The sequence below is a fragment of the Streptomyces sp. SID5643 genome, assembly GCF_009872555.1.
Taxonomy (GTDB): Bacteria; Actinomycetota; Actinomycetes; order Streptomycetales; family Streptomycetaceae; genus Streptomyces; species Streptomyces iakyrus.
In genome coordinates this window covers 26866-42392 of sequence record NZ_WWIC01000133.1, presented here as the reverse complement: position 1 = coordinate 42392, position 15527 = coordinate 26866, and the positions used below count along the sequence as shown (strand labels likewise).

Genomic DNA, 15527 nt, shown 5'->3' with positions numbered 1-15527 from the left:
CTTGTAACGTCAGCGTGCCACCGCCGAGCAGTACTCCTGGTCCCTTGCCAGCAGGTTGCGGTGGGTGTCCTCCGCTGTGATCGTGCCGTCGTCCAGGACCAGGACCCGGTCCGCCGCGTCCAGGAACGCAGGGCTGCTGGTGATGACGATCGTCGTACGGCCCCGGCGCAGTTTCGCCACGTTGCGGGCGATGAGCTGTTCGGTGACCGCGTCCACCGCCGTCGTCGGGTCGTGCAGGACGAGGACGTCGCTGTCGGCGGCCAGGGCGCGGGCCAGGGACAGGCGTTGGCGCTGGCCTCCGGAGAGGTTGGCGCCCCGGTCGCGGACGCCGTAGTCGAGGCCCTCGCGGTGCAGGGCCACGACGTCCGTCAGCATGGACGCCTCGACGGCGTCGGGGACCGTGCGGCTGGTGCCCGAGGGGTCGATGTTCGTGCGCAGGGTGCCCGCGAAGATCTCCCCGTCGTACGGGTTGACCAGCAGGTGCTCACGGACCGCCGCCACCGAGAGGTCCGCCAGCTCCCGGCCGCCGATCCGCACCGTTCCCCCGTACGCGGCGGGCGGGACGCGCACGGCCAGGACGGCGGCGAGGTCGGCCGCCGCGCGGGGCTGGTAGGGGGCGATGGCGACGAACTCCCCTGCCTTCACCCGGAACGTCAGGTCGGTCAGGGTGCCGTGGCGGACGCAGTCGATCTCCAGGTCACCGCCGGGTGAGGGCTGTTCGGTGCCCGGGGTCATGACCGGCGGGGCCGACAGCACCAGCGCCATCCGCGCGGCCGAGGCACGCGCGATCATCACGTACTTGGGCATCTCCGAGAACAGCTTGAGCGGCTCCATGATGAACTGCGCCAGGCCCACGGCCATGACCAGTTCCCCGATGGTGATCCGGCTCTCGAAGGCCAGCCAGCCCGCCGTCAGGGTCACGGCGCCGGCGAGGACGGCGTTGAGGGCCAGCGCGGTCCCGGCGTAGGCGCCGTTCACCTTGGCCACGGTGATCGCCTGGTGCTTCGCCTCCGTGCTGACCGTCCGGTAGGACCGGAACGCCGCGTGGTTGCCGCCGAAGCCGTGCAGCGGACGCAGGCCGGTGATCAGGTCGGCGACCTTCGCGCCCGCCCGCGCCACCCGGGCCTGCTGCTCCTGGGTGCTGCTGCCGATCCGCTTCGACATCACGCTGAGGATCGACAGGATCGCGACGGTGCCCACGATCACCAGCAGACCGAGCCGGATGTCGGCCAGGCCCAGCGCGACCGCCGCGACCAGCACCGCGACGAGCGAGCTGATCAGCAGCGGCACCACCTCGATGATGTCGGCGGTCTGGTCCGCGTCCTCGGTGGCGATGGTCAGCACCTCGCCGGACTTGAGGTCGACGTCCCGGGCCACGGGTTGCAGGCCGCAGGCCGCGACCTTCACCCGCCAGCGGTGCGCCTCGGTCGTGTTGGCCTTCTGCAGGATCCGCATGCCGAACCGCCACGACAGCGACACCGTCGTGATGATCACGGCCAGCGCGCCGATCGACAGGGCGAGCGCCCGGAGGCTGCGGCCGTCCTGCATCGTGTGCTCGACGATCAGGCCGAGCGCGATGGGGAAGGCCGTCTCACCGGCCTGGTAGAGCCCCATGAGGAGGGTGCCCCAGGCCATGGCGCCGATATTGCGGCGCAGGGCCGTGCGGAGGATGGCGGCCCCTTCGCGGGGCCGCTGCGTGTCAGTTGTCATCGAGGTGGCGGGCAATCGCTTCCGGGGTTCGCAGGGTGAACAGATCGCGGATCGTGATCACGGGACCGTACTCGCGGCGGAGCAGCCCGACGAGCCGTACCGCCAGCATGGAGTGTCCTCCCAGGGACACGAAGTCGCTCACCGCGCTCACCTCGTCGTCGTCCAGGTCCAGTGCCTCGGCGAAGTACTCGCACACCACGGTCTCGGTCTCGGTCTCGGGCCCCCGCTCCCCCACCGTGGTCAGCGCGCCCAGCGGCTTGGGCTCGGGCAGCGCCTTGGTGTCAGCCTTCCCGTTCACCGTGAGCGGGATGCTGTCGACCTGGGCGTAGTGCGTGGGCCGCAGGAAGTCCGGCAGTCCGGCGCCCACGTCGGCGGCGACGGTCGCCAGATCCGCCCCGTCCAGGACCAGGTAGGCGGCCAGCCGGTGGGCGCCGTCGACCTGCGGGTCGGGCTGGGCGACCGCGGCGGCGAACCGTACCGCCGGGTGCGCGGCGAACACGGCCTCGACCTCGCCGAGTTCGACCCGGTGGCCACGGATCTTCACCTGCTGGTCGGTGCGGCCCAGGTACATCAGGTTGCCGTCCGGCCGGCGGACCACCAGATCCCCGGTGCGGTACATGCGCTCACCGGGCTCTCCGAACGGGCAGGCCACGAAGCGGTGCGCGCTCTGGGCGGGCTGCCCGAGGTAGCCGCGCGCGATGCCGATGCCCGACACGTACAGCTCACCGGGAACGCCGTCCGGCAGGGGCCGCAGCCACGGGTCCAGGACGTACACGTCCGTGTTGTCGATGGCGACGCCCACCACCGGGTCCGCGCACTCGAACGTGCCGACACCGAGGGTGTTGATGGTGTACTCGGTGGGCCCGTACAGGTTGTAGCCGACCGTGCCCTCGGTGTCGGCGAGCCGCTGCCACAGTGCCGGTGTGACGGCCTCACCGCCGAGCAGCACCAGCGCCGGCCGCCGGTCCGGGTTGTCGAGCAGGCCCTCGGCCACCAGCTGCTGCGCGTAGGTCGGCGTCACGTTGACGACGTCGATCCCGTGCTCCAGGCAGTACGCGACGAGCCGGGGCGCGTCCCGGCGCAACTCCTCGTCGCAGATGTGCACTTCGTGGCCGTCGGCGAGCCACAGCAGCTCCTCCCACGACATGTCGAAGGCGAAGGACACGGTGTGCGCGATCTTGAAGGTCCGGTGGCCGTGCTCGGCCAGCACGGGCTCGAAGATCCGGCGCTGATGGTTGATCAGCATGTTGGTGAGCCCGGCGTACTCGGTCACCACGCCCTTGGGCTTACCGGTGGAACCGGAGGTGTAGATCGTGTACGCGGGGTGCCGCAGCCGGTCGGGGTCGTCCGGCGCGAACGTCGGATACGGCTCGGCCTCGGGAAGCGGCCGGTCGAGTTCGATCAGCTCGCCGGTCAGCCGGGGCGACACGCCGCTCACGGTGAGGGTCACCTCGGGCCCGGCGTCCTCGACGATGGCGGCGATCCGCTCGTCCGGGTGGTCCAGCTCCAGCGGCACGTACGCCGCGCCGACCCGCAGGACGGCGAACAGGGCCACGATCCAGTCGAGGGAGCGCGGGATCGCCAGTCCGACGGTCGTCTCGGGGCCGATGCCGCGCGCGGCGAGCACTCCGGCCAGCGTGCGGCTGCGGTCTTGGAGTTCGGCGAACGTCATCGTCGCGCCGTGGGCGACGAGCGCCACCCGCTGCGGGTCGCGGTCGGCGGCCCGGTCGAACCGGTCGACGACGGTGTCGGTGCCGACATCGGTGCGTTCGCCCGGCTCGGGCACCGGCCCCAGGCCCGGCAGCGCGCCGACCGGCCCGGTCGCCCTGGCCACGTCCTCCAGCACGCTCAGGTAGTCGGCGAGGAGACGACGGGCGTTGCCCGTGTCACCGTCGCGGTACTCCAGCTTGACCGTGAGCCGGTCGCCGGGGGTGACGACCCAGGTGAAGGGGTAGTGCGTGGAGTCGTCCGCCTTGACCGAGGTGATGCCGTGCCGGGCGTTCATCTCGGCGAAGGCGTCCATGTCCAGGAAGTTCTGGAGCACGAAGAGGTTGTCGAACAGGGTGCCGTGTCCGCCGGCCCGCTGGATCTCGCCGAGTCCGAGGTGCTCGTGCTCCATCGCCTCGACCCGGGCCGTCTGGACGGCCGACAGATAGGCGCGGACCGTGTCGTCCGGGCGGGCCCGCGTCCACATCGGCACGGTGTTGAGCAGCACGCCGACGATCCCGGACAGCCCCTCGCCGTCACGGCCGGAGACGGTCACGCCGAACACCGCGTCGGCGCGGCCGGTGTACGCGCCGAGCAGCAGGCCGAACGCGCCGGTCAGCACCGAGTTCAGGGTGACGCCGTGCGTCCGGGCCGCTTCGCGGACGAGCGCGGACTGCTCGGCGGACAGGGTGTGGACGAGGGCCTTCGGCAGGTCGTCCGAGAACGACGGTGCCGGTCCGGCGAGCAGGGTGGGTCCGGTGAGACCGGCCAGGTGGTCCGCCCAGAAGCGCTCCGACACCGCCGGGTCCTTGGCGGCGAGCGCGCGGGCGTGCTCCTCGAAGCTCGGGACCGCCGGTGCCGCATCGAGGGGCTCACCCGCCAGGACGGCGCGGTAGGCGTCGAAGAGGTCCCGCAGCACGATCTCCCGGGACCAGCCGTCCCACAGGAGCAGGTGGTAGCTGAGCAGCAGGCCGTCCCGGTCGCCGGGCAGGTGCACGACGGTCAGCCGGATCAGCGGCGGCTCCCCCGGGTCGAAGCCCGTGTCGCGGTCCCGGGCTCGCAGGTCGTCGACCTCCGCGTCCGTCGCCAGGGCGATCGTACGGACATCGACCTTGCGGCCCGCCTTGAGGAGCTGCACCGGGTTTCCGTCGTCGTCGGTGCCGAAGCCGGCGCCGACGACCGGGTGCCGTGCGATCACATGGGCCATGGCCTCGGCCAGCGCGCCGGTGTCCAGGCGCCGGTCGAAGGTGAACCAGTTCTGTGCGACGTAGTGTCCGGCCGAACCCGCCATCTGGGCCTGGAAGAACAGGCCGCGCTGGAGCGGGGTGACCGGAGCGGTGCGCTCGGCCGTCGTCGCGGCGTCCGCGAGGTGCCGGAGCGCGTGCCGCCAGTGCTCGGTGATCTCGTCCGGGACGCCCTCGGCGAGGACGAACTCGGCGAGCAGGCTGCCGGTGGCCTCGTCGGTCCACGCGTTGACCTCGACGGCGTACGGGCTGCCCTGGTCGCCGCCGGTGAGGTGCAGCGCCTGTGACTCGCTGCCCCGGCCGAGGTAGTTGAACAGCACCTGCGGGCGGGCGGTCAGCAGCGGGGCCGTCTGCGGGTTGAGGTACCTGAGCCGGCCGTAGGCGACGTGCCCGTCCTCGTCCGGCTGACGCTCGACGACCTCGCGCGCGGCCGCGACGGGGTCGGTGTGCGGGGTGAGCCGCACGGGTGCGATGGAGGTGAACCAGCCGACCGTCCGGGTGTAGTCGTGCTGTTCGAGGACGGGGACCCGGCCGTGACGCTCCAGGTCGATCGCGAGGTCGGTGGGTGACGGCTGGATCCGGGTCAGCGCGGTGCGCAGGGCGCCGCACAGCAGCTCGGTGAGGCCGAGGCCGAGTGCCGCGGGGGCGGTGCGGGTGACGCTGCCGCTCACGTCCGGGGCGAGTACCACCGTCGTCTTGCGCAACGCCCCCGGGCGCGGGAGCAGTTCGGGAGCCTGGAGGGTGGTGACCCAGCGGCCGAGGTCGTCGGCGTCCTGGGTCGCACGGAGCGTCAGGGCTTCGGCGTACTCGGCGTAGGACGTGGTCGGTGGCGCGAGGGGCTCGCCGCGCAGGGCCGTGGCCAGGTCGTCGAGCAGGATCAGCCAGGAGACCGCGTCGACGGCGAGGTGATGGACGGTGACGACGAGGGTGCGGCTCGCCTCCAGCCACGCGACGGCGATCAGCTCGCCGGATCCGGGGTCGAGTTGCCCGGCGGCCTCGTCGGCCACGGCTGTCGCGTCGATGGTGTCCGGGCGTACGACGGTGATCTCGTGGGCCGGTTCGGTGCGGACGGTCCACACGCCGTGCTCTGTGCGGAGCCTCAGCCGCAGGGCCGGATGGGCGGCGACCACGGCGTTCGCGGCGCGTACGGCGTCGGCGTAGCCGGTGCCTTCGGGGGCCTGGAGGGTCCTGGCCTGGGCGAAGCGGGTGAGGGAGCCGCCGAGTTCGCGTTGGCGGAGGATGATCGGGGTGGGGGGCAGGGGGCCGTCCCCTCGGTGGGCTACCACCGATGTGGCGCGGGGTGCGTTCGTACCCAGGTGTTCCGCCAGTGCGCGGGGCGTCTTGAGCAGGAAGACATCCCTCGGGGTGATGGGCAGGCCGAGTGTCCGTGCCCTGTTCACGACCATGATGGCGACAATGCTGTCGCCTCCGGCGCGGAAGAAGTCGGTGTCGGCGGTCACGTCTGCGCCGGGCAGCGTCTCGGTGAAGACCTTGGTGAGTGCGGCTACCGCAGCCGTCTCGTCCGCGGGTGCGTGAGGGCTGGTCGCGCGGTTCCCCGCGCCCCTGACGGCGCCCCCCGCCAAGGCCTTTCGATCCAGCTTGCCGTTGATCGTCAGCGGTAGGGCATCGATCTTGAGGACCGTGCCCGGGATCATGTGAACAGGCAGCTTCTGCGCCAACCGGCCCTCGAAATCACCTGGCACGCTGCCCACCACGTGCGCCACCAGATGGTCCCCGGTGTCCGCCACCGTCACGGCCACGTCGACCACACCCGCGAGTCCACGGATCGCGGACTCCACCTCGCCCGGCTCGATGCGGAAGCCCTTGAGCTGGACCTGGTCGTCGGCGCGGCCGGTGAAGCGGAGTTCGCCGTCGAAGGTGCGGATCGCGAGGTCACCCGTGTGGTACATGCGGGAGCCGTCGGCCCTGAACGGGTTGGCCACGAAGCGGCCCGCCGTGAGTCCGGGCCTGCCCAGGTAGCCGAGGGAGACCTGGTCGCCGGCGACGTAGATGGCGCCTTCCCGGCCCGGCGGCACCGGGCGGAGCCGGTCGTCGAGCAGGTAGGTGACCAGGCCCGGGATCGGCCCGCCGATGGGGCTGACGTCGTCGCCGGGGCCGAAGTCGTCGTCGGTCAGCACCCGGTGGGTGACATGCACGGTGGTCTCGGTGATGCCGTACATGTTGACCAGCTCGGGGGCCGCCGTGCCGTGCCGCTCGACCCAGCCGCGCAGCCGCCCGGGGTCCAGTGCCTCGCCGCCGAAGATGATCCGGCGCAGCGCGGGCAGCGGTTCACCGGCGAGCCGGTCCGCCTCGATGAACTGGTAGAAGGCCGAGGGGGTCTGGTTGAGAACGGTCACGCCCCGCTCCCGGACCAGCCGGTGGAAGTCCACCGGGGAGCGCGTCAGTCCGTACTCGGGCACCAGCAGCTCACCGCCGTGCACCAGGGCGCCCCACAGCTCCCAGACGGCGAAGTCGAAGGAGAAGGAGTGGAACTGGACCCAGACGTCGTCCGGGCCGAAGTCCATGTCCGGCCGGGTGTTCGCGAGCAGGGTCACCACGCTGGAGTGCGGGACGACGACGCCCTTGGGGCGGCCGGTCGACCCCGACGTGTAGATCACGTAGGCGGGGGTGTGCCAGTCGGGCCCGGGAACGGGCGCCGGGGCAGCGGCCGGGGGTTCTTCGCCCTGCACCAGCACGCGGGCGGGCACCCCCGCCCGGGTCAGCAGTTCCGTGCAGCGGTCGCGCTGGTCCCGGCCGACGAGGACGACCTGCGGGGCGGCGTCGGCGAGGATGTACTCCAGCCGTTCGTCCGGGTAGGCCAGGTCCAGCGGGACGTACGCGCCGCCCGCGCTGACGATCGCGACCAGGGCGACGACCTGCTCCAGGGAGCGCGGGACGGCCACGGCGACCCGCTTGCCCGGGCCGACCCCGGCCGCGCGCAGGGCGGCGGCCAGGTCGTCCTTGCGGCCGGACAGTTCGCCGTAGGTCAGGGAGCGGGTGGCTCCGTCGAGGCCGCACTGGGTGACGGCGGTGGCCGCCGGGTCGCGGCGGGCCGCCGTGTCGAACAGGGCTCCCAGGGTGGCCGGGGTGACCGGCGCGGGACGCCGCTCGCTCCCGGGCGTCAGGTCGTCGACCGGGGTGTCCGGGTGGGTGAGCAGGCCGGTCAGCGCGTGGGTGAACGTGTGCAGCACCGTCCGGGCGGCCGTCTCGCCCAGCAGTTCGCCGTCGTAGATGAGGTTGAAGCGGGGGCGGCCGTCGAGCGCGCGCTCGACCACCAGCGTCAGCGGGTAGTGGGGTGCGCCCTCGTTGACGAGGTCCGTGATGGTCAGGGAGTCGCCGGGGCGCCGGAGCGAGGCCAGGTCGGTGGCCACGTCGAAGACCACGAGAGTGTCGAAGAGGGAGCCGGCGCCGGCCTGGCGGCCGATGCGCGCCAGGGAGACGTGCTGGTGCGGAAGGACGGCGCTCTGGTGGTCCCGCACCGCGGAGAGCAGGCCGCCGGCCGTGCCGGCGGCGGTCCAGCGGGCGCGTACCGGGACGGTGTTGATGAACAGGCCCACCATGTCAGAGATGCCGGGAACGTCGGCGTCGCGGCCGGAGACGGTGGAGCCGAACACCACGTCCCGGCTCTGGAGGAGGCCGCCCAGGGTGACGGCCCAGGCGCTGTGCACGGCGACGCTCAGCGGCACACCGGCCTCGCGGGCGGCCGCGTCGATGTCGCCCTCGGGCTCCACGGCGGTGTCGGCGAACCGGTCGGAGGGGGTGTGCCCCTCGGCGACCAGTGAGGGGCCGGGCAGTCCGGCGAGTTCCGCGCTCCAGACGCGGTCGCTCTCGTCGGCGTCGCGTCCGGCGAGCCAGTGGACGTAGTCGGCGAATCCGCCGGTCGGGTGGACGGTGCCCGGGGCGTGGTACTCGGCGAGCAGCGCGCGGAGCATGGGCGGCACGGACCAGCCGTCGGCGATGATGTGGTGCACGGTCTGCACCAGGACGTTCCGTCCGGAGCCGGCGCGGACGAGCGTATACCGCATGAGGGGGCCGGTGGCCAGGTCGAAGCCGCTGCGGCGGTCCCGTTCGGCGAGGTCGCGTATCTCCTCGTCGGTGATGCCGGGGCGGTCCAGGGTGGTGAAGGGGGCCTCGGCGCCGTTGTGGATGACGGAGACCACGCGGCCGTCGGCTAGGGCCGTGAAGCGGGCGGCCAGGTTCGGGAACAGGGTGAGCAGCCGGGTGGCCGCCGTGGCGAGCCGGTCGGCGTCCACCTCGCCGTCCAGCGTGAGCAGTTGCTGTTCCACGTAGGCGCCCGCGGAGTCGTCGTCGAAGACCGAGTGGAAGTAGAGGCCTTCCTGGAGCGGGGTCAACGGCAGGACGTCCCGCAGCGCAGGGCCGTCCAGGGCGTCGACGTCGGCCTGGGTGAGGGGTACCAGGGGGAAGTCGCTGGGCGAGTGGCCGCCCTGGTCGAGCGCGGCGATTCCGGCCAGGGCCGTGCGGAAGTAGTCGCCCAGGGCCGTGATGTCGGCGTCGGTGAACAGGCCGTCGGGCCAGGAGATGGTGGTGACCAGCTCGTAGGCGCCGGAGGCGTCGGGTTCGGCGATCGCGTTGAACTCCAGGGCGCGCGGCAGGCGCATCCGCGGATCGCGCTTCTCGCCCAGCTGGCCGGTGGTGCCGGCGAGTTGCCAGTCGCCGGGGGCGCCTGCGGCGAAGCGGCCGAGGTAGTTGAAGAGCACCTGGGGTGCGGGGGCGTCGAACTCGCTGTGGGCGAGGTAGCGCAGCGCGCCGTAGGAGACGCCGTTGTCCGGTACCCGGGCGAGGTCCTCCTTGACCCTCTTGAGCGCGGCGGTCAGGTAGGCGGGCGTGGTGAAGTCGGGTGCCGTTCCGGGGTCCACGGTCACCGGGAAGAGGGTGGTGAACCAGCCGACCGTGCGCGAGAGTTCCGGTTCGAAGCCGGCCGAGCCGGCGACGAACTGCCCCTCGCGGCCGTGGCCTTCGAGTTCGATGTGGGCGAAGGTCTGGTCCTGCCCGAGGTCGCGGCGGCGTCGGGCGAGGGCGACGGCGAGTGCGGTGAGCAGCACGTCGTTGACCCCGGCGTGGAACTTCGCCGGGATCTCGGTCAGCAGCGCGGCCGTGACCTCGGGGCCGACCGAGACGGTCCGCAGGCGTTCGTTCGCGACGGTGTCGGTCCCGGACAGGGCCCGGCGGGCCAGCGGCTGGTCCTCGCCGGGCAGAGGGCGCCGGTAGGAGGAGCTGTCGGCGTCGAACGCGGCGCGCTCCAGCAGCTGGGTCCAGCGCCGGAACGACGTGCCCACCGGGGGGAGTTCGATGGGCTCACCCGAGCTGAACTGCCGCCAGGCGGTGGCCAGGTCCTCCATCAGGACGCGCCAGGAGATGCCGTCGACGACCACGTGGTGGGCGACGAGGACGAGCTGGTGGGCCGACGGGCGCCAGACGGCCCGGAGCATCACGCCGTTCGCGGGGTCCAGGCCGGCGGTGGCGAGGGCGACGCACTCGTCGAGCGGCAGGTCGCTGTGCTGCGGGGCGGGCACGACCCGGTCGGCCTCGGGGATGTCGAAGCTCCAGCGCTCGCCGCGCACCAGCCGGGCGCGGAGCATGTCGTGCCGGGCGACGAGGGCGGTGAGGATGGCGTCGAGGGCGTCGGCGGTCAGGTCCGCCGGGGTGTTCAGGACGACCGACTGGACGAAGCCGTCGACGGCGTCCGTGGTCTCACCGAGCCACTGCACGATGGGCGAGCCCACGACGGTGCCGGTGGCGACGTCGGCGTGGTCGACGGCGGAGACGTCCTCGCGGCTCGCGACCGCTGCCAGCGCGCCCACGGTGCTGTGGGTGAAGATCTGCCGTGCCGTGACGTGCAGGCCCTGTTCGCGCAGTGCGCTCAGCAGGGAGATCGCCAGGATGCTGTCGCCGCCGAGCTGGAAGAAGTCCTGGTCGACACCGACCTCTTCGAGGCGCAGCACCTCCGCGACCGCGGCGCACACCGCCCGCTCGTCGTCGGTGGCGGGGCGGACGAGGGAGCCCGTCTCGATCACCGGCTCGGGCAGGGCGTTGCGGTCGAGCTTGCCGTTGGCGGTGAGGGGGAACTCCTCCAGCACGACGATGTGGGCGGGCACCATGTACTCGACCATGTGGGCCGCGGCCCACGCCTTGACCTCGTCCGCCCGCAGCTCCTGAGCGCCGCCGGCGGCGGGGATGACGTAGCCGACGAGGTAGGTGCCGCCGGCCGCGTTCTTCTTCGCGACGACGCAGGTGTGCCGTACGCGGGGGTGTTCGGCGAGGCCGACCTCGACGTCCTCTATCTCCAGCCGCATGCCGCGGATCTTGATCTGGTTGTCGGCGCGGCCGAGGAAGTCCAGCGATCCGTCGGGGGCGAAGCGGGCGAGGTCGCCGGTGCGGTAGAGGCGGGAGCCGTCGCCTGCGAAGGGGTTGGCGACGAAGCGGGAGGCGGTCAGGCCCGGCGCGCCCACGTAGCCGCGGCCCAGGAGGAAGCCGCCGACGTAGAGTTCACCGCCGACGCCGACCGGGACGGGGCGCAGTTCGTCGTCCAGGACGTAGAGCTGGGTGTTGGGGTTGGCCTTGCCGATGGATGTCGACAGGCGCTCCGCGGCGCCACGATAGATGACGTGGGAGACGCCGATGGTCGTCTCGGCGGGCCCGTAGCCGTGGTACATGGGGACGTTGCCGAGCTTGGTGCGGAACCGCTCATACAACTCGGGGGTGAGCACCTCGCCGCCGCACCACACGTGCCGCAGGCTGTCCAGGCGGCTGGAGTCGCCGGCCATCTCCAGCAGCACGTCGAGCATGGACGACACCAGGTACGTGAAGGTGACGCGGTGCTCGGCGATGACGCTCAGCAGGTGGTGCGGGTCGCGTTCGCCGCCGGGCCGCAGGACGACGAGCCGGCCTCCGCAGACCAGCGGCAGGAAGATCTCGTTGATGGAGATGTCGAAGGACAGCGGTGCCTTGAACAGTGAGGCGTCGTCGGGTCCGAAGCCGAGGATCTCGTCGACCTGCCACAGCAGGCGCTCGCTGATCGCCTCGTGCCGGATCATCGCGCCCTTGGGGCGGCCGGTGGAGCCGGAGGTGAAGATCACGTAGGCCAGTGCGTCGCCGGGGACGGTGACGCCGGGCCCCTCGGCCGGGTACGCGCCGTACCGCCAGTCGCCCAGGTCGACGGCCACGGCGTCCGGTTCGGCCGGGTCGTGCTCGCCCGAGGCGTTGAGCTGGAGGACGACCCGGGCGTCCTCGATGACGACGGCCCGGCGCGCGGCGGGCCACTGCGGGTCCAGCGGTACGAAGGCGGCCCCGGCCTGGAGCACGGCGAGCAGCCCGATGACCATGTCGGCGGAGCGGGCCAGGGAGATGCCCACGACCTCTTCGGCGCCGAGTCCGCGGGCGAGGAGGTGGTGGGCCAACTGGCCGGCCCGCTCGGCCGCTTCGCGGTAGGTCAGGGATCTGCGCTCGTCGACGACGGCCACGGCCTCCGGCCGGGTGCGGACCTGCTCGTGGAACATCTCCACGATGGTGGGGCGGACCCGGTCGGCCCGGTTGTCGTTCCACTCGGCCAGGGTGCGGAGCCTGGCCGCGACGCTGGAGGGGCCGATGGTGCCGAGCGGCCGGTCCGGGAAGTCGGCCAGGTCGTCCAGCGCGAGCTGTGCGTCCTCGGCTCCGACACCGTCGGGGACGGTGATGCCGCGGCCGTCGGGGCTGATCTCCCAACCGCCGGGCGCACGGCCGCCGTTGTCGACCCAGCCGAGGACGTCGGCGAAGAGCGTGCCCGGGGTGAGGTCGATGCCCTCGGGGCTGCGGCCGGTCGCCCAGTACGACAGGCCGATGGCGCAGGCCTCGGTGATGGTCCTGTCCGGGTAGTCGCCGGTCCGCCGGCGGACATCGGCCAGACGCGTGGGCGAAAGCAGTGCGAGACGAGCGCGCGGTTCCATCATCGAAGACTCAGCGTCCCTTCCAGAATGTGGAGTTAGGCTAACCTAAATTAGGGTTGCCTAACTACCCTCTCGCCAGGCCCGCCACAGTCGTGCGTACCGGCCGCCCAGAGCCACCAGTTCCTCGTGCGTCCCCTGCTCCACGACGCGTCCCGCGTCGAGCACGGCGATCCGGTCCGCGGCCATCGCCTGGGTCAGCCGGTGCGCCACGAACAGCGTGGTCCGGCCGGCGCACGCGGCCAGTACGGCCCGCTCCAGCTCGGCGGCGCCCTCGCTGCCGGCCTCCGCGGTCGACTCGTCGAGCACCACCACCGGCGCCCGGCCCAGCACCAGCCGCGCCAGGGCGATCTGGGCGACCTTGGTGACGTCCAGACGCTCACCGCCCTCGCCGACCGGGGTGTTCAGCCCCTCGGGCAGCGCGGCCACCCAGCCCTCGGCTCCGACGGTGCGCAGCGCGTCCATCAGCTCCGCGTCCGACGCCCCCGGCGCGGACAGCCTCAGGTCGTCGGCGAGCGGGCCGGAGAACACGTGTGTCTCCTGCGTCAGGATGCTCACCAGGGCCCGCGCCCCCGCCTCGTCCAGGCCGGAGAGATCCGTCGTCCCGATGCGCACCGAGCCGGCCTCCGGGGTGCCGATACCGGCGATCAGGGCGGCCAGGGTCGTCTTGCCCGCGCCCGTGGCGCCGACCAGGGCGAGGGACCCGCCGGCCGGGATCGTCAGGTCCACGTCCCGCAGCACCGGTTCCTCCGAGCCGGGGTAACGGAACGTCAGCCCCTCGACCGTCACCGGGTACGCCCCGGCTTCGGCCGCGGCGACGGACTCGTCGCCGACCAGCCGCTCCTGGGCGGACTCCCCCAGCACCCCGACCAGGCGGGTCAGGCTCGCGCCCGACTTCTGCGCCTCGTCGAAGGTGAACATGATGGCGCCCAGCGGGGTGAACAGCCGGTGGAACAGCAGCGGAGCCGCCGACACCTCACCCAGGCTGGCCGCGTCGGCCTCCAGCAGGGCGTACCCCACCACGAGGATCAGGACCAGGCCGATGAACTCGGCGCGGTTCTCCCGGCCGACGAACCGGCCGAAGAACCGGAACACCTCGATACCGAGCTCGCGCACCCGCCACGACTCGGCGGTGACCTTCTCGCGGAAGGCACCCTCCAGCCGGTAGGCGCGCACCGTGTCGATGCCGTTGAGGCCGCTGATGAACGCCTGGGCCCGGTCGGCCTGGGCCACGCGCTGCTTGCGGTAGAGCGGGGCGGACCGGGGCAGGTACCAGCGCAGTGCCAGGGCGTACGCGGGCAGCGCGCCGGCGCCGGCCAGGCCGAGCCGCCAGTCGAGCCCGAACATGCCGAGCGTCGCGATGACGACCAGCACGCCCGCCGAGAACACCGTGGGGACGGCCGTGCGGATGCCCTTGGAGATGACGGCCACGTCGTCGCCGACGCGGGAGAGCACGTCTCCCCGGCCGACCTGCTCGATCCGCGTGCTCGGCATGCCGAGCACCGCCCGGACGGCGCCTTCGCGCAGCCGCGCGAGCAGATCCGCGCCCAGCCGTCCGATCAGGTAGGTGGAGACCGCGGTGGCCGCCGCGCCGAGCAGCGCCGCGGCACCGATCAGCACCCCGATCGTGACCAGGACCGAACGGTCCTCGCCCCCGACCACCCCGTCGACCACCCGGCCGAGCAGGAGCACCGGGAGCACCTGGAGCGCCGCCCCCGCGACCGTGGTGAGCACGGTCGCGGCCGAGAGCCCGGGCATGGACCGGCAGTGTCCCGCGACCCAGCGGACGGCCTCGCGTCCGGTCGTCGTGCGCAGGGCCGCCGGGGCGACGCGCGTGTCGGTGGTGCTCACTTCCCTACTCGACCGACTTGACGAGCTCGTCGATCGCGTACGGCATGGACAGCAGGGTGCCCTGGGAGATGGCCGCGCCGACGGCCGGCCCCTCGCTGTCGAGCAGGTAGGACACGTTGCCCTTCTTCACCGCGTCGAGGTTGGCGAACAGCTTGAACTTCTTCAGGGCCTCGGTGTCGGCCTTGTCGTTGATGACGAAGATGCGGTCGACGTCGACGAGGTCGATGCGCTCGGGCGAGAGCTTGGTGTAGAAGCTGCCCCCGGCGACCTTGTCGATCCCGGTCTGGTATTTGAAGCCGATGCCCGTCACGAGCCGGCCGCGCACGTCGGTGGAGGTGAACGGCGCCACGGAGTTCTCGTACCAGGACAGCGCGACGGCGGTCTGCTTGCCGAGCTCCGGGTGCTCCTTCTTGGCCGCGTCCAGCTTGCCCTGGATGTCGTCGACCATCTTCTGGCCCTCGTCGGCCTTGCCGAGGGCCTTGGCGATGTGCAGGGCGTTGTCCTGCCAGGGGGCGCTGAAGGGCTCCTTCTCGGCCTTGGTGCGGGCCACCGTGGGAGCGATCTTGGAGAGCTTGTCGTAGCCCGCCCGGTCGATCTCGGAGTAGACCGCGACGATCAGGTCGGGCCGCAGGGCCGCGATCTTCTCGTAGTTGGGGCCGGAGTCACCGTTCTTCATGATGACCTCGGGCTTGGTGTCCCCCCACTTGTCCTTCACCCAGGGCCACTGGGTGTTGATGTCGGGGGACTTGCCCGGCGGGTTGGGGTACTGGTCGACCATGCCGACGGGCTTGATGCCGAAGGCCAGGACGGTCTGGTCGTCGGTGTAGCCGACGGAGACGACCCGCTGGGGCGCCTTCTCGACCTTCGTGGATCCGAACGCGTGCTCCACGGTGACCGGGAACGCGCCGGCCGCCGCGGTCTGGGTGCCCTCGTTCTTGTTGTCCGCCGTGTCCGCCGAGTCGGAACCGCATCCCGCGAGGAGACCGACGCCAAGGGTGGCCGCGGACACGACCGCCGCCAGCCGCCGCCATGGCTTCCGGGACGTCGTTCGATGGAGGAGCATCCAGAACCCCTT

Annotated in this window: 4 protein-coding genes; all 4 read right to left on the bottom strand. The window is 72.3% G+C overall.

Annotated elements, in window-relative coordinates; translation table 11 throughout:
• Window positions 1–9: 9 nt before the first annotated feature.
• Genes GTY56_RS16585 through GTY56_RS16570 form a run of 4 tightly spaced genes read right to left on the bottom strand, consistent with a single transcriptional unit; the run spans window position 10 to window position 15515 of the window.
• Window positions 10–1710 carry an ABC transporter ATP-binding protein gene (locus GTY56_RS16585; RefSeq protein ID WP_161366161.1) on the bottom strand — a complete coding sequence of 567 codons (1701 nt, stop codon included), beginning with the start codon at window positions 1708–1710 and terminating at the stop codon, window positions 10–12.
• Window positions 1700–12607, bottom strand: coding sequence for a non-ribosomal peptide synthetase (locus GTY56_RS16580; protein WP_161366160.1), 10908 nt, complete (start codon window positions 12605–12607; stop codon window positions 1700–1702). Before GTY56_RS16580 ends, GTY56_RS16585 begins: the two co-directional genes overlap by 11 nt.
• A 57-nt stretch (window positions 12608–12664) precedes the next feature.
• Complete coding sequence (locus tag GTY56_RS16575; protein ID WP_161366159.1) at window positions 12665–14452, bottom strand: ABC transporter transmembrane domain-containing protein; 1788 nt, start codon at window positions 14450–14452, stop codon at window positions 12665–12667.
• A gap of 4 nt (window positions 14453–14456) precedes the next feature.
• On the bottom strand, window positions 14457–15515 hold the full coding sequence (locus GTY56_RS16570) for an iron-siderophore ABC transporter substrate-binding protein (RefSeq protein WP_161366158.1): 1059 nt from the start codon (window positions 15513–15515) through the stop codon (window positions 14457–14459).
• Between the last annotated feature and the right edge of the window lie 12 nt (window positions 15516–15527).